Source organism: Aquibacillus rhizosphaerae (assembly GCF_030282825.1).
Taxonomy (GTDB): domain Bacteria; phylum Bacillota; class Bacilli; order Bacillales; family Amphibacillaceae; genus Aquibacillus_C; species Aquibacillus_C rhizosphaerae.
Genome location: NZ_JASTZU010000018.1, coordinates 1 through 25,924, shown reverse-complemented (window position 1 = coordinate 25,924; position 25,924 = coordinate 1). Strand labels below are relative to the sequence as shown.

29 protein-coding genes, 1 tRNA gene and 2 rRNA genes are annotated in these 25,924 nt (G+C 33.6%); 4 read left to right on the top strand and 28 right to left on the bottom strand.

The genetic code is table 11. The annotated features are described in order from the left end of the window. Position 1: 1 nt before the first annotated feature. The 8 genes from QQS35_RS03650 to QQS35_RS03615 all read right to left on the bottom strand — a co-directional run bounded on the left by QQS35_RS03650 (position 2) and on the right by QQS35_RS03615 (position 7,374). Positions 2-424, bottom strand: a complete 423-nt coding sequence (locus tag QQS35_RS03650; protein WP_285930456.1) for an acyl-CoA thioesterase — start codon at positions 422-424, stop codon at positions 2-4. Then, positions 421-2,700 carry an AAA family ATPase gene (locus QQS35_RS03645; RefSeq protein WP_285930454.1) on the bottom strand — a complete coding sequence of 760 codons (2,280 nt, stop codon included), beginning with the start codon at positions 2,698-2,700 and terminating at the stop codon, positions 421-423. Before QQS35_RS03645 ends, QQS35_RS03650 begins: the two co-directional genes overlap by 4 nt. A 120-nt stretch (positions 2,701-2,820) precedes the next feature. Then, positions 2,821-3,054 (bottom strand): small acid-soluble spore protein Tlp, encoded by a 234-nt coding sequence (gene tlp, locus QQS35_RS03640; protein WP_285930453.1) that lies wholly within the window; start codon positions 3,052-3,054, stop codon positions 2,821-2,823. 11 nt (positions 3,055-3,065) lie between these two features. Continuing rightward, positions 3,066-3,209, bottom strand: a complete 144-nt coding sequence (locus QQS35_RS03635; protein ID WP_285930452.1) for an acid-soluble spore protein N — start codon at positions 3,207-3,209, stop codon at positions 3,066-3,068. Positions 3,210-3,342: 133 nt separating this feature from the next. Beyond that, a complete protein-coding gene (locus tag QQS35_RS03630) occupies positions 3,343-3,483 on the bottom strand; it encodes an FbpB family small basic protein (RefSeq protein ID WP_285930887.1) in 141 nt (46 codons plus the stop codon). A 61-nt stretch (positions 3,484-3,544) separates the two neighbouring features. Beyond that, positions 3,545-4,150, bottom strand: a complete 606-nt coding sequence (locus QQS35_RS03625; RefSeq protein WP_285930451.1) for a TlpA family protein disulfide reductase — start codon at positions 4,148-4,150, stop codon at positions 3,545-3,547. 122 nt (positions 4,151-4,272) lie between these two features. Beyond that, on the bottom strand, positions 4,273-6,981 hold the full coding sequence (gene acnA / locus QQS35_RS03620) for an aconitate hydratase AcnA (RefSeq protein ID WP_285930449.1): 2,709 nt from the start codon (positions 6,979-6,981) through the stop codon (positions 4,273-4,275). 195 nt (positions 6,982-7,176) lie between these two features. Next, positions 7,177-7,374, bottom strand: a complete 198-nt coding sequence (locus QQS35_RS03615; protein ID WP_285930448.1) for a hypothetical protein — start codon at positions 7,372-7,374, stop codon at positions 7,177-7,179. A 110-nt stretch (positions 7,375-7,484) separates the two neighbouring features. Between QQS35_RS03615 and QQS35_RS03610 the strand changes: the two genes are divergently transcribed. After that, positions 7,485-7,598 carry a small acid-soluble spore protein P gene (locus QQS35_RS03610; RefSeq protein WP_285930447.1) on the top strand — a complete coding sequence of 38 codons (114 nt, stop codon included), beginning with the start codon at positions 7,485-7,487 and terminating at the stop codon, positions 7,596-7,598. A gap of 40 nt (positions 7,599-7,638) precedes the next feature. Here QQS35_RS03610 and QQS35_RS03605 read toward each other — a convergent pair whose 3' ends face one another. Next, positions 7,639-8,760, bottom strand: a complete 1,122-nt coding sequence (locus QQS35_RS03605; protein ID WP_285930446.1) for an ATP-binding protein — start codon at positions 8,758-8,760, stop codon at positions 7,639-7,641. Between the two features lie 255 nt (positions 8,761-9,015). Here QQS35_RS03605 and QQS35_RS03600 point away from each other — a divergent pair, with 255 nt between their 5' ends. Further along, entirely contained in the window at positions 9,016-9,441 is a 426-nt protein-coding gene (locus QQS35_RS03600) for a DUF2621 family protein (RefSeq protein WP_285930445.1), read from the top strand. A gap of 228 nt (positions 9,442-9,669) precedes the next feature. On the opposite strand, the gene QQS35_RS03595 is transcribed toward QQS35_RS03600, so the two are convergent. The 8 genes from QQS35_RS03595 to QQS35_RS03560 form a co-directional block, all read right to left on the bottom strand. Then, entirely contained in the window at positions 9,670-10,131 is a 462-nt protein-coding gene (locus tag QQS35_RS03595; protein ID WP_285930443.1) for a CcdC family protein, read from the bottom strand. Positions 10,132-10,158: 27 nt separating this feature from the next. After that, a complete protein-coding gene (locus QQS35_RS03590; protein WP_285930441.1) occupies positions 10,159-10,518 on the bottom strand; it encodes a response regulator in 360 nt (119 codons plus the stop codon). Between the two features lie 122 nt (positions 10,519-10,640). Beyond that, positions 10,641-11,345, bottom strand: coding sequence for a cytochrome c biogenesis CcdA family protein (locus QQS35_RS03585; protein WP_285930440.1), 705 nt, complete (start codon positions 11,343-11,345; stop codon positions 10,641-10,643). 227 nt (positions 11,346-11,572) lie between these two features. Then, a complete protein-coding gene (locus QQS35_RS03580; protein WP_285930439.1) occupies positions 11,573-11,791 on the bottom strand; it encodes a YneF family protein in 219 nt (72 codons plus the stop codon). Between the two features lie 72 nt (positions 11,792-11,863). Next, positions 11,864-12,289 (bottom strand): sporulation inhibitor of replication protein SirA, encoded by a 426-nt coding sequence (gene sirA, locus QQS35_RS03575; RefSeq protein WP_285930438.1) that lies wholly within the window; start codon positions 12,287-12,289, stop codon positions 11,864-11,866. Positions 12,290-12,439: 150 nt separating this feature from the next. Beyond that, positions 12,440-14,443 (bottom strand): transketolase, encoded by a 2,004-nt coding sequence (tkt, locus tag QQS35_RS03570; protein ID WP_285930437.1) that lies wholly within the window; start codon positions 14,441-14,443, stop codon positions 12,440-12,442. Positions 14,444-14,591: 148 nt separating this feature from the next. Continuing rightward, complete coding sequence (locus tag QQS35_RS03565) at positions 14,592-14,831, bottom strand: DUF896 domain-containing protein (protein ID WP_285930436.1); 240 nt, start codon at positions 14,829-14,831, stop codon at positions 14,592-14,594. A gap of 88 nt (positions 14,832-14,919) precedes the next feature. Then, entirely contained in the window at positions 14,920-15,585 is a 666-nt protein-coding gene (locus QQS35_RS03560; RefSeq protein ID WP_285930434.1) for a YneB family resolvase-like protein, read from the bottom strand. 286 nt (positions 15,586-15,871) lie between these two features. Between QQS35_RS03560 and lexA the strand changes: the two genes are divergently transcribed. After that, on the top strand, positions 15,872-16,495 hold the full coding sequence (lexA, locus tag QQS35_RS03555; protein WP_285930433.1) for a transcriptional repressor LexA: 624 nt from the start codon (positions 15,872-15,874) through the stop codon (positions 16,493-16,495). Positions 16,496-16,543: 48 nt separating this feature from the next. Here the strand turns inward: lexA and QQS35_RS03550 are convergent, their stop codons facing one another. The 8 genes from QQS35_RS03550 to QQS35_RS03515 all read right to left on the bottom strand — a co-directional run bounded on the left by QQS35_RS03550 (position 16,544) and on the right by QQS35_RS03515 (position 24,499). Continuing rightward, positions 16,544-17,227, bottom strand: coding sequence for an abortive infection system antitoxin AbiGi family protein (locus tag QQS35_RS03550; RefSeq protein ID WP_285930432.1), 684 nt, complete (start codon positions 17,225-17,227; stop codon positions 16,544-16,546). Positions 17,228-17,430: 203 nt separating this feature from the next. Further along, positions 17,431-18,762 (bottom strand): type I glutamate--ammonia ligase, encoded by a 1,332-nt coding sequence (gene glnA / locus QQS35_RS03545; RefSeq protein ID WP_285930430.1) that lies wholly within the window; start codon positions 18,760-18,762, stop codon positions 17,431-17,433. Positions 18,763-18,791: 29 nt separating this feature from the next. Beyond that, positions 18,792-19,187 carry a MerR family transcriptional regulator gene (locus QQS35_RS03540; RefSeq protein WP_285930429.1) on the bottom strand — a complete coding sequence of 132 codons (396 nt, stop codon included), beginning with the start codon at positions 19,185-19,187 and terminating at the stop codon, positions 18,792-18,794. A gap of 209 nt (positions 19,188-19,396) precedes the next feature. Next, a complete protein-coding gene (locus QQS35_RS03535) occupies positions 19,397-20,650 on the bottom strand; it encodes a methionine gamma-lyase family protein (protein WP_285930428.1) in 1,254 nt (417 codons plus the stop codon). Positions 20,651-20,652: 2 nt separating this feature from the next. Beyond that, positions 20,653-21,888, bottom strand: coding sequence for a GTPase HflX (hflX, locus tag QQS35_RS03530; protein ID WP_285930427.1), 1,236 nt, complete (start codon positions 21,886-21,888; stop codon positions 20,653-20,655). 195 nt (positions 21,889-22,083) lie between these two features. After that, positions 22,084-22,293, bottom strand: coding sequence for a stage VI sporulation protein F (locus QQS35_RS03525; protein ID WP_285930425.1), 210 nt, complete (start codon positions 22,291-22,293; stop codon positions 22,084-22,086). Positions 22,294-22,420: 127 nt separating this feature from the next. Further along, on the bottom strand, positions 22,421-23,341 hold the full coding sequence (gene spoVK / locus QQS35_RS03520) for a stage V sporulation protein K (protein WP_285930423.1): 921 nt from the start codon (positions 23,339-23,341) through the stop codon (positions 22,421-22,423). A gap of 243 nt (positions 23,342-23,584) precedes the next feature. Beyond that, positions 23,585-24,499: a phosphatidate cytidylyltransferase gene (locus QQS35_RS03515; RefSeq protein ID WP_285930421.1), complete on the bottom strand. Its 915-nt coding sequence runs from the start codon at positions 24,497-24,499 to the stop codon at positions 23,585-23,587. A 95-nt stretch (positions 24,500-24,594) separates the two neighbouring features. Between QQS35_RS03515 and QQS35_RS03510 the strand changes: the two genes are divergently transcribed. Next, a complete protein-coding gene (locus tag QQS35_RS03510; protein ID WP_285930419.1) occupies positions 24,595-25,152 on the top strand; it encodes a hypothetical protein in 558 nt (185 codons plus the stop codon). 337 nt (positions 25,153-25,489) lie between these two features. Here QQS35_RS03510 and rrf (QQS35_RS03505) read toward each other — a convergent pair. From rrf (QQS35_RS03505) to rrf (QQS35_RS03495), 3 genes are all read right to left on the bottom strand, one after another. Continuing rightward, positions 25,490-25,605: ribosomal RNA gene (rrf, locus tag QQS35_RS03505) — 5S ribosomal RNA — on the bottom strand. Positions 25,606-25,622: 17 nt separating this feature from the next. Continuing rightward, positions 25,623-25,699: transfer RNA gene (locus QQS35_RS03500), tRNA-Met, on the bottom strand. A 53-nt stretch (positions 25,700-25,752) separates the two neighbouring features. Further along, a 5S ribosomal RNA gene (gene rrf, locus QQS35_RS03495) occupies positions 25,753-25,868 on the bottom strand. Positions 25,869-25,924 lie beyond the last annotated feature (56 nt).

Below are 25,924 nucleotides of genomic sequence, written 5' to 3'. Positions count from 1 at the left end.
ATTATCCCTCACCCAGTGCTTGTGTATATGCCTTGTGCCATTCAGGAAACTTTTTTCTTAAAGAAACAGGACGAAAACTATCCTTTTTTACAATGACATGCTTCGTAGTACCTCTCACCGCTATATTTCCCGCTTCATCTGTTATTTGATATCCGTAGGTAGTTCGCAGGCCATCGTATTCTTCTATCCACGTCTCTACAAAAGCATCCTGTCCATATCTAATCGGTTGTTTAAAATACACATGTGCATCTACTACCGGAGAAACAATACCGTCTTTCTCCATATCATGATACTGAAAGCCTAATGATTCAATAAATTCAGTCCGCCCTATCTCAAACCAAACCAAATAATTAGCGTGATATACAACACCCATTTGGTCAGTTTCTTGATATCTCACTTTTATCTTTGTTTTTATTTTTTTCAATCGTTCTTCCCCCTAATCGTTAACCAGGCATTTTGAAAATCCTCTTTTTTCAATTTTTCGTATAGTTCAGAGTTTTTCGTATCTATATCTACCATTCGTAACGCTTGAAATTGAATTGCTTCATCAATTAGGTTAACAATAAATCTAGCATTTCCTTCTATCTTATTTTCTTTAAATTTATTCTTTAAAAAAGCTTCCACATCATTGTCTATATCATATTGATAGCTGTTTATATGCACTTTCGTAATGTGTAAAAGCTCAACTTCATTATAATCTTTAAAATCAAAGTATTTTTTAAATCTTGACTGTAATCCAGGATTACTTGATATAAATCGCTCCATCTCATTTTTATATCCGGCTAGTATAACGACTAAATTTTCGTTATGTTTAGTCATTTCATCTACAAGCGTATCAATTGCTTCTTTACCAAAATCCTTTTCACCTCTAAATAAAGAATAAGCTTCATCTATAAACAAGACTCCACCTAGTGCTTCACGAACTTTCTGTTTCGTTTTAATTGCAGTTTGACCAACAAAACCAGCCACTAAATCACTTCTAGAGGCTAATACAAAGTGACCTCTTTTTAGCAATCCACATTCCTTTAAAATTTGTGAATAGATCTTAGCTACCGTTGTTTTTCCTGTACCTGGATTACCTGAAAATACAGCGTGTAACTGAATCGGCACCGGGGGAAACCCTTGTTTTTTTCTTTTTTGCTGGACGCGGACAAAAGAAGATAGTTTTTTGACTTCTTGTTTCACATTGTTTAGACCAACCAATTGCTCTAATCTCTGCATAGGCTGATCTTCTGAGCTATTGTCATCCATAATATCCAAATCGGAACTAGCAATTCGCATATGTTCAATCCAATTTTCTGTAGAGTCCGGAGGCTTTGATGCACCTTTCTTAAATATAGCTTTTAATACAAGATCTCTAACCGTTCTGGCATTTCCAAAAGAATCGTCCACACGTGATTTTTCGATAACACTTTCAAAACGGTTTAATGCTTCTTCTGTAAAAAAATAATCATTGCTTAAAGCTGTGTCTTCTGCAATTTTTAATAATTCTTTCATTTTAAAATTCGGCAAGACAATATGATTTTGTTCTGGAAAACGACTTCTTAATCCTGGATTTGACCATAAGAATTGTCGCATTTCTTCTGGATAACCAGCTAATATTAACGCAAACCTGTTTGCATATTCTTTACTTGTCATGCTGGATACGAGTGTATCTATTACTGCTTGACCATAATCATTACCACTTTGTCCTTCTCTTTTTAAGCTATAAGCTTCATCAATAAAAAGAATTCCACCAAGTGATTGCTTAACAAAACCAACAGTATTTTCTTCACTTTGACCAACATAAGAACCTACTAAGTGAGAACGATTTACTTCGATTAAATTATTTGTTTCAAGCAGTCCCAATTCGTAATATATCGCAGCCAGTAGTCGCGCAATTGTAGTTTTTCCTGTACCTGGATTACCCGTTATAATCATGTGAAGACCTGGTTCATCAACCATTTGAAACCCAAGATCTTTTCTTTCTTTTTGATATTTCAAATAGTGATAGTATTGATGAATATATTGCTTAACATCTTCTAAACCCACCATTTGATCTAATTCTTCTAAAGGATTCTTGTAAATCGATGTTTTAAATATATCCGGAAATTGTTCATGAAAATCAATGCGAAGTTTAATTAGTTTTTTAATATAATCATTTAGCTCTTGCATAGGTACGACTGCTCTTCTACTTTCTAACAATTCAATCGAACTCTCTAAAGTCTCCTTTAAATTATTTAATTCATCAATGATTTCATTATAAATTTCACTCAATCGATTATGACTATTCATTTCTTTTTCTTTATCATTAATTAAATTTTCAACTTCGTCTTTCCACTCTTTTGCCTTTTTAATTTTAACTGATCCAAAATCTGTTTCACGTATCGACCAGTTTTCAAAATTGACCTGTTCTAACGATGAGTAAAAATTAAAGTAGGATTTAAAGTTTATAATCTCGATGAAGGCAGATTGAGTTTCATCGTATTTTTTTGCTTTCTCTAACAAAACTTCTGTAATTTGATCATCACTAAAATTCCTTTTTAAGCGATAAAAAGAAAGCATACTATATAAACTAGCCAAGGTTTTATTTTTAATTTTATCATGATAAGTATCTAAAAAACGCAGAACCTCTACTTCATTAAAAGGCGGTAATGATTCAATCGTATCCCAATTTATTATTTCTTGTTCTAATTCAGCAATATTTCTATTCTTATCCATGTTCACCGCTCCTTTCTACGCTTCTCTAGTTTATCACAACGTTGAATAATTTTTGATTAACTTGCATTAAACACCTAAAGAGCCCTCTCCATGCACATGAAGAGGGCTCTTATTTTTTATTTATTGATTTTGTTGATCATGGTATTCATCTTTGATTTCTGTTCGCATCGCCTGTATTGACTCTTCTCTTCTTTTGTTCTTTTCTTTTATTTGTTCTTTCTCATCACCGGAAGCAAACTTCATTGTCTCATGAGCCGCTTCAATGTTTTGAATTGTGTCTTGAACCATATGCTGAAGTTTTTCAACATTATCTTCTCTATTATCTGGATTTGGTTGAGTATCATGCTTGCTCATATACCTTCCTCCTACTTTCCCTTAGTTTGTATGAGATCAGGCTGTTTGTTGCCTTTCATTTGCATCTGTTTACCTTTATTTCCACTAGCCTCTAAAGACTGCATGCCTAAGTGTCTCGGTCTGAAATGTTTTGAATCCTTTTTAGGGTTTCCCATTATTTCATCTACCCCTTTCATTGGATATCGTTTTTATTATCTGTCTCTTGTTTATGACCTATTCAAAACTTAGCTATGTACTAAATAACAGTTTTTTCCTTGTAACAAAAAAATGACCCCAAAAGGTCATTTCCTAAGCATCTCTTTTAAAAGAATCATGCAATCTTTTTTCAATTTTTTCTTCAATTCTTTCTAAAAATAAATCATCTTTCATCATTTCATTTTTATTTTCTTGAACTAAATCTTCAAATGTTTTCTTTTTTCTTAAAGAAATAGTAATCCTCTCCTTTTCTATTTATAATAAAAGGATTACCATTTTTCTGAAAAATATAACATTAGTTTAGTTCATCTATCTTCTCTTCCATTAATTCATATGTCATTGGCCCGATAACCTTCTCCGACTGTATTTCTCCATCGGTACCTATGAAGTAAGTAGTAGGAATTCCAATTAATTTATAAGCATCTGTTACTTCTGATTTAGGATCTAATAGCACCGTAAACGAAAAGTTACCCTGACTTAAAAATTTTTCGACCGCATCAACAGTCTCATTAGCATCCCCTGTTGCATTAACTGCAATAATCTCAACTTCATCCTCATAGTTCTCTTGTATCTTTTGCATTTCTGGCATTTCTATTTTACAAGGACCACACCAAGTAGCCCAAAAATTCAAAAATACTTTTTTTCCACGAAAATCAGATAATGATACCTCTTTTCCATCAATCGTCAGCAAAGTAAAATCTGGAGCCGTTTCTCCAATATCGATTCCATTAGGTTTATCTGGAGAGATTATTGTTGTACCTTTGACAGAGGAGTCTCCAGTCACTTCGATTACATTACTTTTTTCTTCCTGGTTTTGGCTTTCATTGTAGTTAGTTATATTTAAAATTAAGATTACTATTAAACCTATAAAACATGTTCCAGCCACTATTTTTTTAAACAATCTTACACTTCCTTATTTAGCTAGTCTTTGTAGTTTTTCCATTTACACTATAAATATTACTGTATATAACTAAATCATACAAAAAGGCAGCTTGATTAGCAAGCTGCCTTTTTGTATTTGATTTATTTTACTGCCATTTTATTACGTAACACCATTTGCAGAATACCACCATGGCGGTAATAATCGATTTCTACATCACTATCGAATCGTGCAATTGCTTCAAATTCTTTTTTATTACCTTCTTCATCTGTAGCGGTAACTTTTATCACATCATGTGGTTTAACGGTTTCGTCAATTTCCACATTAAAAGTTTCTCTGCCAGTGAAACCAAGCGATTCTGCGCTTTCACCATCTTTAAATTGTAGTGGAAGGATCCCCATCATAACAAGGTTAGAACGGTGGATACGTTCAAAACTCTCTGCAATTACCGTTTTGATACCTAATAGTTTTGTACCTTTAGCAGCCCAATCACGAGAACTTCCCATACCATAATCTTTGCCGGCCATTACTAATAATCCTGTACCATCTTCTTGATACTTCATTGCTGCATCATAAATTGGCATTACTTCTTCTGTTGGCCAGTATGTTGTATAACCACCTTCAGTGTCAGGAGCAAGTAAATTTTTAATACGAATATTGGCGAATGTACCACGCATCATTACTTCGTGGTTACCCCGTCTAGACCCATATGAATTGAAGTTTCTAGGTGATACACCTTTTTCTTGCAAGTATTTTCCTGCTGGCATATCCTTTGCGATCGCTCCAGCTGGAGAAATATGATCAGTTGTTACTGAATCACCAAATTTACCAACTGCACGTAAGCCAGAAAGCACTTCTACTTTACCTGGATCTTTTGACAGTCCTTCAAAGAATGGAGGGTTTTGGATATAGGTAGAATCCTTATCCCATTGGTATAAAGGTTCGTCAGTAGTATTAATATTATTCCATTCTTCGTTAGAATCGAATACTTCTTCATATTCTTTACGGAAAATATCAGGAGTAACTACTTTTGCTACTTCATCTCTAACTTCTTGCATCGAAGGCCAAATATCACTAAAATAAACATCTTTTCCATCCTTATCTTTTCCAAGAGGTTCATTGTTTAAATCTACATCAACACTTCCTGCTAATGCGTATGCGACAACTATTGGTGGTGATGCAAGATAATTAGCTTTGACTAACGGATGAATCCGCCCTTCAAAGTTACGGTTACCGGATAAAACAGAAGAAACAGTTAAATCGTTATTCGCAATAGCTTCTTCGATTTCTTCCGACAATGGTCCCGAGTTTCCAATACAAGTTGTACAACCATATCCAACCAAGTTAAATCCTAAATCGTTTAAGTACGGCATCAAACCAGCGTCTTCTAAGTATCTTGTTACCACTTTAGAACCTGGGGCTAAGGAAGTTTTAACATACGCTGGAACTTCTAATCCTTTTTCAACTGCTTTTTTAGCAAGAAGACCTGCTCCAAGCATTACATAAGGATTCGACGTGTTTGTACATGAAGTTATTGCTGCAATAGCTACAGCACCGGTTTTCATTACAGATGATTTACCACTTGGGTGCTCTATTGTTACTTCTTTATCAAATTGATCTTTATCAAGTCCAAATCCTTGGTTACCAGCCGGAGCCGTGATAGCTTTATTAAAGGATTTTTTCATCTGAGAAAGAGGAATTAAATCCTGTGGACGTTTTGGTCCAGACAAATTCGGTTCCAGTTCAGATAAGTTTATTTCGACTAGTTCAGTGAACTCTGGGTCAACTACATCTGGGGAATACCAAAGATTATTTTCTTTACAGTATTTTTCAACTAATTCAATATGTTCCTCACTTCTACCAGTTAAGCGTAAATAGTTGAGTGCTTCTTGATCAACAGGGAAGAAACCACAAGTAGCACCATATTCCGGAGCCATATTAGAAATTGTAGCACGATCTGCAAGTGGCATATCTTTTAAACCAGGACCAAAATATTCAACGAACTTCCCAACAACTTTTCTTTCACGTAATACTTGTGTTACTTTAAGTGCAAGGTCGGTGGCTGTTGTTCCCTCTGGAAAACTGCCAGTAAATTTAACACCAATCACTTCTGGTGCAGGTAAATAAGAAGGTTGCCCTAGCATACCTGCTTCCGCTTCAATACCACCAACACCCCATCCTAATACACCCAAACCATTGATCATGGTTGTATGTGAATCAGTACCTACTAACGTATCCGGAAATGCATTGTATTCACCTTGATCATTTTCAATAGAATGAACTACATTTGCAATATATTCTAAATTAACTTGGTGAACAATTCCTGTTGCAGGCGGAACTGCACGATAGTTATCAAATGCCTTTTGTGCCCAATGTAAAAATTCATATCGTTCCATATTTCGCTCGAACTCTAACTCCATATTTGCTTTAAGTGCGTCCATTGTACCGTATTGATCTACTTGTACGGAGTGATCAATAACTAAATCAACAGGCACTTCGGGGTTTATTTTATTCGGTTCTCCACCCATATCAACCATTGCTTTTCGTAAAGATGCAAGGTCAACTACTGCAGGAACCCCTGTAAAATCTTGCAAAATTACTCGAGAAGGTTTAAATGGTACATCATTTCCTTCTGTCTGCCCCCACTTTACAAGACTTTTTACGTGCTCATCTTTAATAACATGTCCATCATGTTGTCTTACAAGCGATTCCAGCAAAATACGGATGGAAAATGGTAGACGAGAAATTTCTCCAAGACCAGCATCTTCTAATGCCTTTAAATTGTAGTAATTATACTTTTTTCCATTTAATTCGAACTGTTTGTGTGCTTTGAAAGCGTCATTTGTTGTCATTATCGTTACCCCCTTCTGTAAATTCAGATCGTTAGTCCGATCTCTCCATTCCCTTAAATCTTGCCATTATTTTATATAAGGCACCTATATTATTTTAAATGAAATCGGTTTATAAGTAAAATGATTAGCCAGAAAATTCACCAAAATCAGCCCACTTTTAATAAAGAGGGCTGATTACTTTGTAATATCTCAATTCTATAGTTGTTTTTTTATTTGATTTAATTTTTCTTTATAATCCCCAAGTTGATTGACTTCACGCTTATCAGCGACTTGCAATGCATGATTAACTTGTAGATATACCTCGTTAATTTCATCAGTTAAGTGAGCTAATTCTGCTCCATATTCGTCTTCGTTGATAGTTTGTAGTACAAACTTATTCACTTGATCGTCCATCTTTTTTACCTCCTTTCACAGTAACTAGTTTACTCAAGCTTTCATTGACAATTCATTATGTATAAAACAGTAAGTTCTATCTAAAAATAAAGATTGAGGAGGTTGAAAAAATGACAAAGAAAAACAACCAAAAACAACAACCAAATGAACCCCTGAGTGGTTCAAAAAAGGTTAAAAATAGAAAACACAGCAGACAGAAGAAAGGCGCTTCCCACGATATGTAGAAAATAAATAGAAGTACCTCTATTTTTAGAGGTACTTCTATCATGTGGAGTAAACCGGCAAATTAATTTTGAAAGTACTGCCTTTATCTTCGTTTTGATGAATCTCTATGTTTCCTTGGTGATTTTCTATTATTTTATAGGAGATCATTAAACCTAACCCTGTTCCATCTTTTTTAGTGGTAAAGAAAGGCTCTTTTAATTTATGTAAAATATGTTCCGGAATTCCTGGTCCTTCATCAATAATGGAAATGGAACAATAATCTTCATTATTAGTGAGAACTACTTCAATTGTTCCTCCGTCTTTCATTTCTTCTATTGCATTTTTCAATAAATTAATTAATACTTGCTTAATTTGAGTCCGGTCACAATATATTAACTGATCTTGATCCATACAAAGTGATATTTCAATATTAAACAATTTAGCTTGTGAACGTAACAAAGTAATTACATCATTTAACATGATAGAAAGTTTTTCTAATTTCTTTTCATCCGTCATAGGCTTTGATATGAATAATAGTTCTGATGTTATTGTATCAATTTTGTCAATCTCATCTATCATTATTTTGTAATATTCATCTTTTCTTTTAATGCCTGATTGAAGCAGTTGTATAAAACCTTTTAATGACGTAAGTGGATTTCTAATTTCATGAGCGACACCAGCTGCAAGTTGTCCAGCTACTGACATTTTTTCTGAACGAATCAACATCTCTTCTGCTTCTTTTTTATCGGTTATATCTTTTGTTAGTAATATAAATATATCTTTGTCATCGTTATTTTCTATTTTTTTCATTGCCGTTTCAACCCAAATATACTTCCCAATGTAATCTCTTATACTTAGGGTGAATTTTTGCGAATAATTTCTATACTTCTCAATTTTAGAAACAATTATTTTATATTCATTTGGAGCAACATACTCTTTTATGAATTTGCCAATTAAAAGTTCTGGTTCATATCCTAGTATTTTTTTTACAGATTGCGATATATATATAATTTTCCCCATTGAATCACATATTGTGATTAAATCAAAACCATTATCCTCAATCCAATCAAGAGTCTCCTCTGGTAGCTTTGAAAGTTTATATGTATTAGTATAATAGCTGGGTGAAGACACGCCCTTATCATTATTGTTATTATTGCTTCTATAATAAAAATTCGGCGTCACAAACATCTTCCCCCAATCCTATTGAAAATTTTTAAAGTTATAACATTACTCCACTTAACACTAGTAATGTTATAATGTAATATATAATAAAGTTATATAAAAAAGTATATTAGAGTAAATGAGAAATATGCAAAATGAAGCTGAATTTAGAGTAAACTAAATAAGTTCTAATTATTAGTAATATTACTACAAAAATCATAAAAGTGAAACTTTTGTATTATTTTTCTTGTATATAATGAAAGAATTGGTGATAATATGACAACAAGTTTTGCGATATTTATCGTATTCTGGACATTTTTACTAGTAGGATTACTAGCAATCGGTGGATTTTTTATGTTTCGAAAATTCCTTAAAAAATTACCTAAAGAAGACGGAAAATCCATCATAGATTGGGAAGAACATTATGTAGATAAAACACGGCATATGTGGAATGATCAAGAGAAAATATTATTAGAAGAGCTAATATCTCCAGTCCCAGAATTATTCAGAGATGTTGCTAGACAAAAAATAGCTGGGAAAATTGGAGAAATAGCTCTACAAAAAAATAGAAAAATAATATCTCAAGACATTTTAATAGAAGGATATATTTTGGCTACTCCTAAAAGAGATCATAAATTCCTTTTAAAAAAGTTGGATGAAAAAAAAATCGATGTTACACCATACCTCTCATTGTTTGATTAAATAGGAATAGGAAAAGACCTTCATTAAATTGAAGGTCTTTTTTATTATCTAGAAAATTATATAATTTACAGAATTCAGCTAACACTTAGAGCATTTTCTTAATTGCCCTAGCTTAGTATAAAGGAATGATACATAGAAAAGAATCGCAGGAACAAAGGCTTGGCTTTTCGTATTAGTACTTCTAAAACTCAGGTTTGCGCACGCATATGTAGAAATAAACCTAGGATTTTATAATTGCTTCTTTATTCTTTTAAACTTATATACCATAGATAATCTCCATGTGATTATCATACCAAAGGCTAATAAAAAAAACATACCACTTGTTTCGCCAACTGAAATTGATTGCCCGATTATAATCTTTAAAACAATTCTTAATAATAGAAGACCAAATAATATGACCACGAAAATCTTTGATGGTATTAAATAAATTGATTTATCTTTAATTTCAAATTTAGTAGTTTTTATAAGTAATATAGAAAATACCATTCCTACAAGCAATGCTTCAGCCACTTGCCTCCAAGATATTTGAAACATCGGAAATAGGAACATAAAAGCACCAGTGCTCATAAACAATGGAGGTAATAATATTTTACGTACACTTGCAGGTTTTTTCGACGCTCTTAATCTAATAAATATCATGGCAATAGCCATCATTATTCCAACTATACTACTGGCTATAGCCCAAAACATTAGTATCATCTCTTTCTATTATTCAGTTTAATCAAGTACACGATTGATAGCTTCCAGCACTCGATTTTCTTCAAAAGGTTTAACTAAAAAATCCTTGGCACCTAATTCAATAGCATCTACTACTAGTTTTTGTTGTCCCATTGCCGAACACATAATTACTTTAGCATTACTATTAATTTTCAATATTTTTTTTAGTGCATCAATTCCATTTAGTTCAGGCATAGTAATATCCATTGTTACGAGGTCGGGTCTTAAAGACTCAAATAATTCGATGGCTTCATTTCCATTTTCAGCCTCTCCGACAACAACATGACCTCCTTTTTTAAGCATATTTGTTATTGTTACTCTCATGAATTTTGCATCATCTACAATTAGTATGTTAGCCATATGTTTCCTCCTTAAAATTACGATTGCTTTACTTAAATATCAGTCAGAATCTTTAATCATGGGATAATATAGCAACATATTATTTTGTTTACAAATTAATAATTAATGCAATTCTGTTTCTTTTAAAAACCGTAAAAATTAAACCAACCTGCCAACCAAGAGGTTAGCTTAGTCATTAAATCAAAAAATAGAAATACACCCATAAATATCATAATATAGCCACCAACTTTAACTAAACGAGGGCCATTTCTTTTTATCCATTTCATCTTTCCAATAAAAAAAGATAAGATCAAAAAGGGAACAGAGAAACCAAGAGAATATGCTACCATCATTATTACTCCAGTTTCAGGTTGAGTTGCCGCCATAGATAAGACTGCCATTAAGATAGGACCTGTACATGGAGTCCAACCAAGTGAGAATGCCATTCCTATAAGAAAAGAACCTAAGAAACCAGTTGGGCGATTTTTAAAAGTTATTTTCTTATCCTTCATTAAAAATTGAAAATTAAAAACACCAATAATAACTAATCCAAAAAAGATAATTAAAATTGCTCCAAGCTGTCTAATTAAATCTTGCCATGTGAAAAGAAATTCACCTACATACGATGTGGCAAAACCAAGCAGCACAAATATACTTGAAAAACCTATAAGGAAAAATATTGTATGAAGGACACTTTTCATATTAAACATGGCATTTTCCTCTTTTATATCACTTACACTCATCCCGGTTATATAGGATAAAAAAGCTGGATATAAGGGTAATACACAAGGTGATATAAAAGATAAAAATCCAGCACCAAACGCTACAAATATATTTAATTCAGACATAATTCCCTCCCAAGTTTCAACTTACCTATGTAAAAGACTATTTTTATTATGTAATAATTTTTAAATATCCTCAAGTGTAATTACCTATAATCAATAAAATTCAAATAAATATATTTCCTAAACTAATCTGTTAAGATATAAATCCCTTGTCACCAAAAGGTGCAAGGGATTTATATGTGCAATAATCTTTTTTGTGTAACGTCTATATCAGGTTGTCCATTATTTAGTTACTTCTGTTGATTATTCATCGCACGCATCATTTGATTAATTTTCTTTTGCGATGGCTTTTGCCCCATCTGCATCATTAATGTTCGTAACATTTGTTCGTTAATTGGTGGGTTCTTTTTTAAATAATTCATCATATACTTTCTAGCAATGAAAAATCCAAGTGCGACACCAGCAATTAAGGCTACGATAGCGATTAGTACAACCCAAATTGTGCCCATGTCCGCTTTCCTCCTTCATGTTGTCTCTCATACAGTATAGTAAATCATAGATTATATTACAATAGCAATGTTTTAAAGTAAAACTTCTTTTTTAACGGGTGTAATCCAACCAGAATTAGAAGAACCTTGTTCGATAATAAAAAAACTTGGATGGAACCTTTTTAATGATTGGAACAAGATTGAATCCGCCTCTTGTACAGAATCACATTCAATCGTAACGAAACGCTTATCTAAGTATAGAGTTAGCGTTTGTTCACCTTTTCTTAATTCTATTCTATTTTCATGTTTGCTTATAGAAATAGTACATTGATGTCTTTTTATATGAGTTAATAAATGATTATATGGAATCACACGAGTAACATATATAAACTGAGACAATAGGTCCATCCTGGAAATATTACTCATATACTCATTGAAAAATCGATATAATATATCTGATTTGTAATAATAATGATAACAAAACTCTTCTTCAACCCAAAAAATAGTAAATTTCTGCATAAGCTTGTCCCTCCTACTTTGACAAACATTATACAGAAAAACGAGTAAACTTCATGTCATACTGCGTTAAAAAAACCATCAAGTTTTGTCATTTTACCAATTTTCAATTAAAAGCCCTTGACCAAAATAACGTCAAGGGCTTTTGATTGATTAATTAAATAAAGACTCAACTTGTTTTACAACATTTTCTACTGTAAATCCATATTCAGCCATTACCTTTTCTCCATCAGCAGAAGCACCAAATGTGTCAATTGCTAAAATTTTACCTTCATCGCCAGTAAAACGTTCCCAGCCAAATGGAGAAGCCATTTCAATAGCAAGACGTTTTTTAACTGCCTTAGGTAAAACTTTTTCTTGATATGCTTTATCTTGGTTTTTGAAACGATCCCAAGATGGCATACTTACAACACTTACATCATGCCCTTTCGCTTTTAACTCTTCTTGAGCCTTAACAGCTAACTGGACTTCCGATCCAGTTGCAAGTAATAGAGCATCTGGAGTTTCTTTTGTAGCAGGACTTACAACATATGCACCTTTTTTAACTCCTTCATATGCATTCTTGTCTGTTCCTTCAAGTGTAGGAAGGTTTTGACGAGTTAAAACTAATGCAGTTGGAGTTGTCTCAGATTCTAACGCTAAACGCCATGCTGCTGATACTTCATTACCATCAGCTGGTCTGATTACTGAAAGGTTCGGCATTGCTCTGAACGCTGCTAACTGTTCCACTGGTTCATGAGTAGGACCATCTTCACCTACAGCAATCGAATCATGTGTAAGAACATATGTTACAGGAACTTCTTGAATAGCTGACAATCTAACAGCTGGTCGTAAATAGTCACTAAACACAAAGAATGTTGAACCAAATACTTTTAATCCACCGTGAAGTGCCATACCATTCACTGCAGCTGCCATAGCGAATTCACGTACACCAAACCAAATGTTTCTTCCAGCATTGTCGTTTTTAGAGAAGTCGCCACCATCTTTAATGGTTGTTTTATTAGAACCAGCTAAGTCTGCACTTCCTCCAAAGAAGTATGGTACTGCCTGAGCAATACTATTTAGTACTTCACCTGATGATGCTCTAGTAGCTAGCGTATCTTTTCCAGCTTCATAAACCGGTAGTTCACTTTCCCATCCTTCAGGAAGCTCACCTTTCATTGCAAGTTTAAGCTCTTTTGCTAACTCTGGATAAGCTTTTTCGTATTTTTCAAATAAAGTATTCCATTCTGATTCAGTTTTTTGTCCGCGCTCTACGATTTTTTCCTTAAAATCATTGTAGACTTCTTCAGGAACATGAAAGTCCTCGTGTTCCCACTCATAAAACTCTTTTGTTAGTTTTATTTCATCTGCCCCAAGAGGTGCACCATGGGATGCTGATGATGCCGATTTATTTGGTGAGCCGTAACCAATAACCGTTTTAACTTCAATTAAAGTAGGCTGATCCGTATTTTGTTTAGCTTGATCTATTGCTTTACGGAGAGCTTCCGTATCATTACCATCTTCAACTCTTATTACTTGCCAACCATAAGCTTTAAAACGATCTTCAACATTTTCAGAAAAAGATTGATTTAATTCACCATCTAATGAAATATCATTAGAGTCATACAAAGCCACTAATTTCCCAAGTCCTAAGTGACCTGCAAGTGATGCAGACTCATGCGAAATCCCTTCCATAATATCGCCATCACTAACTAATGCGTATGTGTGATGATCAATAATTGAAATATCATTCTGATTGTATTTACCAGCAAGATGTTTTTCCGCCATAGCCATACCAACCGCCATAGCAAAACCTTGACCTAATGGACCAGAAGTAGCTTCCACACCATGTGTATGCGTTACCTCAGGGTGCCCAGGAGTTTTAGAACCCCACTGACGGAAATCTTTCAAATCTTCAATTGTTACATTATATCCCGATAAATGAAGTAGTCCATAAAGTAGCATTGAACCGTGACCAGCAGATAGAACAAATCTATCTCTATTAAACCAATCTGCGTTTTTAGGATTATGATTCATGAAGTCTGTCCATAATGTATAAGCCATGGGAGCTGCACCCATTGGTAAGCCCGGGTGCCCTGAATTTGCATTTTCAATAGCGTCTATTGCTAAAGTTCTTATCGAGTTAATAGAACGCTGTTCTGTTTGTTTCGACATTATTTTGTTCCCCTTTCAATTTTGCGAAATATGTACGTACATTTATTATCCTATAATGAAACATAAGAATAAACAAGTAATATAGTAAGAAAACTTAATAAATTCTTATTATATTACTTGTTATTTATAACATTTTTGTGTCAATCCTTTAATGATATTTATTTTTGCTGTCTTTTTTTAGAGCTTTAACCTTTTCGGGGGTTACATCATCTCCATTAGGATCTACCACGGTCATGCTTTTAAATTGATTTTTAAACGACTTACGCACATTTTGTAAATATTCTTCTCTTAACTTTTTCTGTTCAGCTTTTTCTTCATGGTTAAGCTCTTCATTCTTTGCTTTTTTTGCCAGTTCATTGATTCGACTTATTTTATCCTTATCAAGCATATTTATTCTCCTTTATGTTTCCATAATATATTAACAGTTATTTACACAAATAAAAAGACAAGTACCTTAAGTTGGTTTCCTTGTCTTCTTATTCTATATTAAGTTTTTCTTCCGATTCAAGTAATACATGCTCTTTATATCTTCTATGAACAGTTGCTTTGGATACATTATACCCAAGACCTCTTAGCGTAACAGCAATCTCAGCAAATGTTAGTTTATTTCTCCTTAATCTAACCACCTCTTGAATCGGGAATTTAATCCGTTCTCTTCCAGAGGCATTACGGTGATTGGATAAATTTTTACCAGGGTCAAATCCTTCTTTTATTGCTTTGTTTATACCCCTTTTAATCTTAACATTATGAATTCTTCTTTGGTATTCTTCAACTATACTAACAATTTGTAAGACCATCGAATCCGATTCTGATAACTCTAGTTTCCCTTGATAAGACAAAGTGTAAATAGGGATATTCAATTTTTTTAATTGGTGAAATAATGCGATTTTAGTATTTCCTCTTCCTAACCTAGTTTCATCTTGAATCAATAAACAATCTGCTTTCTTATTAATAAATAATTCTAACATGTCAAAAATCCCATCTCGCTCAATTTCATATCCACTTTCTTTTTCTTCAATAACTTTTACAATATTCATATCAGATTCGATTGCCAAATCTATTAATTCTTTTTTTTGGCGTTTTAACGAAGAGTTTTGTTGTTCTTTTTCTGTGCTAACACGACAATATATTAAAGCATTCATATTTTTTCCTCAATTCTAAAGATAAAGTTACTTAACTAGTAACCATTGAATAATACATAAATCCTAATGTAAGTAAAAAAGCCACAAAATAAAATAAATCAACTTTTGATAGTTTATGAAACATTTTTACACCTCCACACCATTATAAGAACCTTTGTTCGCTTATACCTCCATTATATAGGAACACTCGTTCTTGTCAACAGTTTTTTTCGAACGGATGTTTGTATAACTTTGGCAATCATGGTATAATCATGATATTAAATAATATGTACGAGGTGTTCTTCTAATGACAAAACTATCAAAAAGACAGCAGGCAATCTTGCAATATATTAAAGAACAAGTAATTGATAAAGGGTACCCTCCTTCAGTAAGAGAAATTGGTGAAGCAGTTGGTCTAGCATCAAGCTCGACAGTTCATGGTCATCTTTCCCGCTTAGAAAAAAAGGGTTATATTAGAAGAGACCCAACAAAACCAAGAGCAATAGAAGTACTACACTTAGAAGAAGAAGGTTCTATTCCAAAAGGGGAAGCTACATTTGCTCCAGTTATAGGTAAAGTAACTGCTGGTATTCCCATAACAGCAGTAGAGAATATTGAGGAATATGTTCCTCTACCAATCTCAATTGCCAATCCTGATGATAATATTTTTGTACTTGTAATTGAAGGCGAAAGTATGATAGAAGCTGGGATACTTGATGGAGATATGGTTATTGTTAAGCAGCAACAGACTGCTCAAAATGGAGAAATAGTAGTAGCTATGACTGACGAACAAGAAGCTACAGTTAAAAGGTTTTTCAAAGAAAGAGACCATATAAGACTACAACCAGAAAATGCTACAATGGCACCTCTTATTTACAAAAATGTATCCATTCTTGGAAAAGTAATTGGCCTATACCGACACATACATTAAAGCTAAAACCAGTCATATATTTTTGACTGGTTTTATTTTTAATGTATTTCACATATTTTCAATTAGGTCCCAACTGAGAAGGCTTATGTTATGATAACCATTACTATGTAAGTAATGATGTATTTCTTCCACTCTATCTTTAGGTACGATTATAGCTTCTAAATCTTCTTCTTTAAACTTAAAATCATCTAAACATCTCCATTCACGTTCCCCATAAAAAGAATAATCATAGTTTTTAGAAAAACTTGTTATCTTCAAAAAATTTATTAATGGATTTTCTTTCTTTACACCTATTAATTCCCATAACATGGGTTCTGAGCCCTGTTGATCCTTTTTAAAACCAAGTTCCTTGTTATTTATACTTGCATAAAAAGGATCTAAATATAATACAGGATGGAAGTATTCATGGATTTTCTTAGAAGTAAATCCTATCGCATAATCACCATAATATTTCCTATGATATGTTAAATCTTTCAAGGGTACATCACTTACACAACAAAACTCATTAGTTTCCACTGATTCAGAAATTAACTCTGTAGTTGTTGCTTTAAGTATCTTCGTCTTGATTATATTTTTTAAATTATTCAACGCCTTTTTTGGGTCTCTTAAGCTTGAATTTTCTTTTACATCCTTTAACGACCTATAATGATGCCAAATAGACGTATTATTATTTGAAACAGGTCCTCCAGTAAAATGCCAATAAATATTCGAATAATATCTCGGCTTATTCAATTCTCAACCCTCCAAAACCTACTACTTTACTTCCTATTATATGTTTTCATACTACTTAAGTTTTACTTATTATAGTTAATTATACTAAGTATTAATAGTTAAGGACGATCAGATGTAGATATAGATATAAAAAATATTGCTCCACATCGTTAAACTTTGCGCACTAAAAAACCTTGGCGCTAGTAGCGCCAAGGTTTTTGGAATTAATATTGAGATAAGTATTGTTCTCTTTCCCAAGGATGAACTTGAGTACGGAACATGTCCCATTCAATTTCTTTTGCTTCAACAAAGTGTTCAAATATGTGCTCACCTAAAGCATTTACCATGATTTCATCAGACTTAAGCGTTTGAATTGCATCATATAATGTTGCTGGTAGATCTGCAACACCGTTTGCTTCTCTTTCTTCTTTGTCCATGATGTAGATGTTACGATCTACAGCTTTTGGAGCTTCTAATTTATTTTCAATACCGTCTAGACCAGCTGCTAGTAATACAGACATTGCTAAGTATGGATTTGCAGCAGGGTCTACACTACGAACTTCAATACGAGTACTCAAACCTCTTGAAGCTGGTACACGGATAAGTGGACTTCTGTTAGTACCAGACCAAGCAACATAACATGGCGCTTCATATCCTGGAACTAGACGCTTATATGAGTTTACTGTAGGGTTAGTTACCGCAGTAAAGCTTAATGCGTGTTTGATAATACCAGCGATAAACTGATAAGCTGTTTCACTTAACTGTAATGGACCATTTTCATCAAGGAACGTATTTGTTTTACCTTTAAATAAAGACATGTTACAGTGCATTCCAGAACCGTTTACACCAAACAAAGGCTTAGGCATAAATGTCGCATGTAAACCATGCTGTCTAGCAATTGTTTTAACAACTAATTTAAACGTTTGGATGTCATCAGCATGTTTAACTGCGTCAGCATATTTAAAGTCAATTTCATGTTGTCCAGGAGCAACCTCATGGTGAGATGCTTCTACTTCAAAGCCCATTCCTTCTAATTCTAACACGATATCACGACGGCAGTTTTCACCAAGATCAGTTGGAGCAAGGTCGAAATAACCACCCTTATCATTTAGTTCAAGAGTTGGTTCACCTTGTGCATCTAATTTAAAAAGGAAGAACTCTGGCTCTGTTCCAAGATTGAAAGCACTAAATCCTAACTCTTCCATTTTCTTAAGGTTACGTTTTAAGTTGTAACGAGGACAACCTTCAAATGGTGTACCATCCGGCATATAGATATCACAGATGAAACGCGCTACTTTACCCTTTTCAGAAGTCCAAGGGAATACTAAGAATGTATCAAGATCTGGATATAATTTCATATCAGATTCTTCAATTCGTACAAACCCTTCAATAGATGAACCGTCGAAAGCCATTTCGTTATCTAATGCTTTGTCTAATTGACTTAGAGGTATTTCTACGTTTTTAATAGTTCCTAATAAGTCAGTGAATTGTAGACGAATAAATTTAACGTTTTCCTCTTGTACTTTTTGCTTGATTTCTTCTCTTGTCAATCCCATGTTTTTTCCCTCTCCTTTGATAATACTTTTCAATGGAAGAATCTAGATAATTCTCCCTGGCGTAACGAAGTTTTGCCAAGTCTTCCTGAATCTAATAATTCTTTTTGTAGAATCTTTCTTAACTCTTTATCAGTAAGTTCAGGTGTTTCTTGACCTTCATCCAACTCTTTCGTTCTTGGTAAATCTTTAATAGACAAAACTTGCTTAATGCCTGCTAAATTAATCCCCTTCTCAATCAACTCTTTTACTTCTAGTAATCGATCTACATCGTTGAAAGAAAATAGCCTTTGATTACCATTCGTCCGTGCTGGATGAATAAGGTTATGCTCTTCGTAGTAACGAATTTGTCTTGCTGTAAGGTCAGTCAATGACTTAACTATACCAATGGAAAATAAGGGCATTGAACGTCTATCCATATCGCTCATTTACTCAACCCCTTTCCTACTCAACTTTTCCATAAGTTAATTATACACGCGGAAATATAATTGTCAATACGTGTGAGCTTTCTTGACATTAAAAAAATCAAAAAATTTACTTAATTATAGTATTCGCGACTAAATCGTTGTAATTTCTAGTATATTTTCCACATGTCATACTATTTAACAAAAACAAAGAAAAACTAGGTTATTTAGCTTTATTTACTAGATTCAACATAACCTTTTTGATGCATATATGCTACAGCTTCTATTATAGCAATTTTCACATGGGTATATATTAATCCCCCTTGCACAAATGCAACATATGGTGCACGAATTGGGCCATCTGCAGTTAACTCTAAACTTGCACCTTGAATAAAAGTACCTGCTGCCATAATAACATCACTCTCATAGCCAGGCATTGCTGATGGATATGGTGTTACATGAGAATTTACAGGAGAAGCCCACTGAATAGCTTGACAAAAACTAACCATTTGTTCTGCTGTATCAAACGTTACAGATTGTATTAAATCTGTACGTGTAACATTATAACCAGGTGATGTTTTAAAGCCAAACTCTACCAAAAATCGCGAAGTGAATATTGCTCCCTTAAGGGCTTCACTCACGACGTGTGGTGCAAGAAAAAAACCTTGAAACATTTCTTGTAACATTCCTAAACTTGCACCAGTTTCTTTTCCTAATCCAGGTGCTGTAAGTCTATTTGCAGCCTGTTCGACTAACGCTTTATTTCCTACAATGTATCCCCCAGACCGGACTATTCCACCACCTGGATTTTTAATTAATGACCCTGCAATTAAGTCAGCTCCTACATGTGTAGGTTCTTTCAATTCTACAAATTCACCATAGCAATTGTCTACAAATACTACAATATCTTTATTAATTCCTTTTACAAATGAAATCATGGTTTGTATTTCATTCACGGTAAAAGATGGCCTATCTTCATATCCTTTTGACCTTTGTATTCCGATAACTTTTGTTTTAGCTGTTATACTCTTCTTTACATTTTGATAGTCTATCTCACCTTTTTCAGTTAATGGAACTGCACTAAACCCAACCCCGAAATCTTTCAACGAACCGTTGTTTGAGCCACGTGATCCTACAACTTCTTCCAAAGTGTCATAGGGTTTCCCTGTAATATATAGCAATTCATCTCCAGGCCTAAGCATGCTGAACAAAGAGATAGTAATAGCGTGTGTTCCTGAAACTATTTGTGGTCGAACTAATGCATCTTCCCCACCGAATGCACTTGCATAGACTGCTTCTAAAATATCCCTACCATAGTCATCATATCCATAACCAGTAGTTGGATTAAAATGGCTATCACTTACCCTTTGACTTCGGAAAGCTTCTAACACTCTTTTCTGATTTTTTTCAGCTGTTTTATTTATCTTTTTAAATAATGGTTCTAGTTCAATTTCTATGGCATCTGCCAATTGTTCAAACGTGGACAAAATTATTGCTCCTTCATCATATATTTCAATGGATGTTCTGGGTCAATGTGACCCTGAATGACATAACCTTCGAGAGGTTCATCAAATGTTTGATCATTAACAATTGTGTTATGGTTTAATTGCTGTAATAACTTCCCTTGGTCCGCCGGAACAAATGTGTGATAAGATTCCCACTGCTCGATTATTACACTCTCCATTTTAAGCAATACTTGATTTATATCGAAATCGTCATATGCACTGATTGTAATAAAAGGATGTGCATGTGGAATGAAATCCTCAGTGAGTAAATCCTTCTTATTATATACGGTCAACATCGGGATTTGATCAGCATTTAATTCTTCTAATAATTTAATCACTGTTTGTTGATGTTGTAATTGATCAGGATGAGATGCATCAACCATATGAATAATAAAATCAGCCTCTGTTGCTTCCTCAAGTGTAGATCTAAATGCTGCTATTAGTGATGTCGGTAAATCTTGTATAAAACCAACTGTATCTGTTAGTATTGCGTTTAAACCTGATGGCAACTGAATTTGTCTAGACATTGGATCAAGTGTTGCAAACAATCTATTTTCCTCCAATGAATGACTATTCGTTAACCTATTAAACAAAGTCGATTTACCAGCATTTGTATAACCAACTATTGCAATTTGAAAAGCCTTATTATCTCTTCTTCTTTTCCGGTATTGCTCACGTTGATTTACAACAGTGGATAATCTACGTTTGATTTCATCAATTCTTCGTCTAATGTGTCTTCGGTCTGACTCCAATTTAGTTTCACCAGGTCCACGAGTTCCAATCCCACCACCTAGACGAGACAAAGCTTGTCCTTGACCATGAAGCCTTGGTAACATGTACTGATATTGTGCCAGCTCTACTTGCAGTTTACCTTCTTTTGTATTGGCCCGTTGAGCAAAAATATCAAGTATCAATTGACTTCTATCAATAATAGGTACTTCCAACCGCTCATTTAGGTTTCTTGACTGTCCAGCAGATAATTCGTCATTAGATATAACTAAATCAATCTCAAGTTCATCAACAACTTCTTTAATTTCCTCTATTTTACCTTCACCCATGTATAAGGCTGGATGAATTCTTTCTCGCTTTTGTGATATTACTTTTAACACTTTTCCTTTTGCTGTTTCAGTCAGTGATTGTAGTTCTTCTAATGAAAACTCGAGCCTTTGTTCATCGTATTTTAAGTGATGTACAGCTATTATAAGCACTTTTTCTTCCATATATAAAACCTCTTCCTTATCTCTATCAGGGTCGAACACACACCTTATCAATTAAAGTATGTAGTATCTATATTTTACCAAAATGATTTTGAAAGTAAAATGTAGAGTACTTAACTAACGTACATTATATAAAAGTCTGGTGCACTCTATATAAATTTGCAGACCATAAGAATGGCCTGCGCAAACTCCATTCAATTATCTCCTACGATTAACCATTTTCCGAATGATAAAATCTTCCATTTCTCTTGGTATAGCAAGTCCTGTCTGTCTTCTCACTTGTTTTGCAAATTGCCTTGTTCTCTTTTCATCAGACATATCTGTTTCACTAAAAGTTTTTGCTAATTTTGAGATGTTATCCATAGGAATTCCTAACTTATACTCTAATTTTCTACGCATGTTCGGCATTGTAGATCACCATCCTTTACGAATATTCTATGTAAGAAGATAATGAAAAGGATGGACGCTAACACTTATGATTAGAATCATTTAATATAAAACCTCTTGACTAATGGTGCCAAGAGGTTCAAAAATTTTATTCTATAGTTAAGTCATTCTTGGTAATTAACATGAGTTCTTCTGTTGAGTAATGCTGCTTTTTCATTAAACGAACGGCATGTTTTCTAACTGATTTTTCAATAGTATTACGAACAAACCGGGCATTAGAAAAACTTTTAAAATACTGATTTTGCTTTTCTTTTATTAGATAATCACGTAATTTTAATTCGGCATCTTTTGTTAATTGATATTCTCTTTCAAGTGCCATTTGACGAGCAATTTTCAACAACTGTTCCACGGAATAATCATCAAAATCCATTACAATCGGAAACCTGGATGATAGCCCAGGATTTAAAGATAAGAAATGGTTCATCTCATGAGGATAGCCAGCTAGTATCAAAATAAACTCATTATAGTGATCTTCCATGTGTTTGACTAATGTATCAATGGCTTCTTTTCCAAAATCTTTTTCTCCGCCCCTTGCAAGCGAGTATGCCTCATCAATAAATAAGACACCTCCTTTTGCTTTTTCAACTAAATCTCTTGTTTTTTGAGCAGTGTGTCCAATATACTCTCCTACTAAGTCCGCTCTTTCAGCCTCAATAAAATGGCCTTTAGAAAGAACATTCATTTCATGAAATGCCTGAGCTAATTTTCTTGCAACTGTTGTCTTACCTGTACCGGGGTTCCCTTTAAAGAGCATATGAAGTACTTGTTGTTGTACTTTCAAACCAACCTTTTCTCGTTGTTGATTAATTTGTATATTTGCATAAATTTCTTTTATTGTTTCCTTTAGACGGTCCATTCCAATAAAAGAGGAAAAATCCTGGTCAATTCTTTGAAAAGGGTCATTACTATTATTATTGATTTGATCATTGTTCTCTATAATATAATTATCTCTTTCATGTAATACAATATTAATTTGACCATTTTTGTTAAATGAAACTTGAGATTCCACGTCACCACCCCTTATTCCTCACCATTATACGTATATAATTAAAGAATTGTGACACTTGCCTAGTAAATATTTTTAATTGAAATTCGGGTTAGAAATGATCTTAGATTGTGAAATCCAAAAATTTAAAGCAATAAATAGGTCGTAATTAATATTACAACAAATACATATAATGAACTTTTTATTATCTAGTAACAATCTTTATTAACATCTTATTCAAATACTTGTTTTATTGATAGATATTCTCTACATAAAATCAAAGTAATAACGAATGATATGGAAAAATATTGGTGATGTGTATGTTAAACTATCAATTCGGTTTAAATAACTATCTTTTAAAGCTTCATTTTTTTCACTATCATTAATTAATAAGTCTCGCTTTAATACAGATATAGTTAAGCTTCCTAAGTAGCCCGCAATACTTATTATTACACCTGATAATATACCGAACGTTAAACCAAATGGTGTGAGAAAAGGGTACAAGAAATAAGAAATTAATGTTGTAAATAACAGTGCTCCAATGAAACCTTCCCACGTTATATTTGGATTTGCAGATGGAACAACTTTATTCTTGCCAAAATAAAGAGAGACTAGATAATGAATAACGTCATTTAATTGTGTCAATACAATTAAGAACAAAACTAAACTTGATCCATACTCTGGTGTAGCAAACTGATAGTAAGCCAAATGACTTAAACCAAATACCATAAGCATCAAGCCCCATTGTGTCATACTTACTGAGCGAAGAAAACCTAACGTTCCTTTACGAATAATTCGAGGTAATGGCAAAAATAAAAAAACATAGACAGGAATGAAAACTATGAACATACCATACCAACCAATATAAATCCAATAAAACTGAACCGGAATAACTAAATAACAATACAGAAATAACCGCCTGTCAGATTTCCTTGTTTTCATCATTGAGAAATATTCCTTTAATGCAAAAAAACAAAGAACCATTAAAGATAATAAAGAGACAACTGGATTAAAAAGTGTCGCAAAACAGAAAACAACAAACATTCCCCACCATGTCTTTATGCGAACTAATATCCCGGAAAAGTCCTTTTTTGACTCTTGTTTCTTTAAAACAAATAGTACAATGGTCACAGATAATAATCCCATAAAAATGATAGATAAAGTCCAAAGTGTTTCAACCACAATTTCCACCCATTTCTTTGTTAAAACTGCATTCATTTTACTAAAAATACTATATAATTGAAAGATAATAAGAATAATTAAAAAGAGGTATGTTAATGAATGTAAATCGTTACGTCTATATTATGCTTTCTGATACAGGTACACTATTTACAAATGTAATAAAAAAATATACGAAAGCCCCCTACAATCACTCCTCGCTCTCTTTTGATTCAGAGTTAAAGGAAATGTACAGCTTTGGCCGAAAAAATCCAAAAAATCCATTTAATGGAGGATTTGTGAAAGAAGATATTTTCACAGGTACTTATAGTCGTTATAAAGATACTACTTGTGTTATTTATAAACTTAAGGTGACGGAACGGGAAATTGAAAAGATGAAACGTGTACTTGACGTATTTATAAAAAATGATGATAAATTTCTATATAACATATTAGGTGTAATCGGTATTTCTTTAAAAGAGCCAGTTGAGTTCAGTAATTCCTACTTTTGTTCTCAATTTGTTGCAGAAGTGTTAAGCCGATCAGGCATTAAACTATGGGGAAAACTCCCAGCCCTTGTAACGCCTGATGACTTTCGCAAAAATGAATATTTTCATTTAATTTATGAAGGAAAACTTTTTGACTTTGAGCCAATTAAAAGACACCTATCAAAATAGAAAGGTTCTTTATCAAAATATAGTTGGTAATTCATAAGTTCACCAGTATTTGATTGAGTTAAATATTGCATAGCCTGTTGTTATCGTAAAGTTTACCATTCTCTAGTACCCAGAATGCTTTTATATTTTATTATAAAGAAATAACAGCGTTAGGAACTCTTTATCTTCAAGTAATATTTATTAACGAACAGTTATTTATCATCTTTTTGTAAGTACTCCTCTCTTTTAAAGTCTTTCTATTTCTGCGGACACCACCACATTGAGTATAGAGTCCTTTATTTCCTAGAAAAAAAGCAAGGATATTGAGAATTTCCCCTCAATATCCTTGCTTTTAATTGCCTAGCGGCGTCCTACTCTCGCAGGGGCAAAGCCCCAACTACCATGGGCGCTGGAGAGCTTAACTGCTGTGTTCGGCATGGGAACAGGTGTGACCTCTCCGCTATTGCTACTAGACCTTATAACTATGAAATTGGTTGCGGGGGCAGGATTTGAACCTACGACCTTCGGATTATGAGCCCGACGAGCTACCAGACTGCTCCACCCCGCGATAATGTGGTGATTAATAACTAATTCACCGACTATAATTATGTTGATTATAAAGCCTAGCGGCGTCCTACTCTCGCAGGGGCAAAGCCCCAACTACCATGGGCGCTGGAGAGCTTAACTACTGTGTTCGACATGGGAACAGGTGTGGCCTCTCCGCTATTGCTACTAGACCATATAATATAAAAAGGTTTGCACCTTCAAAACTAGATAAGAAGTAAACAAGACA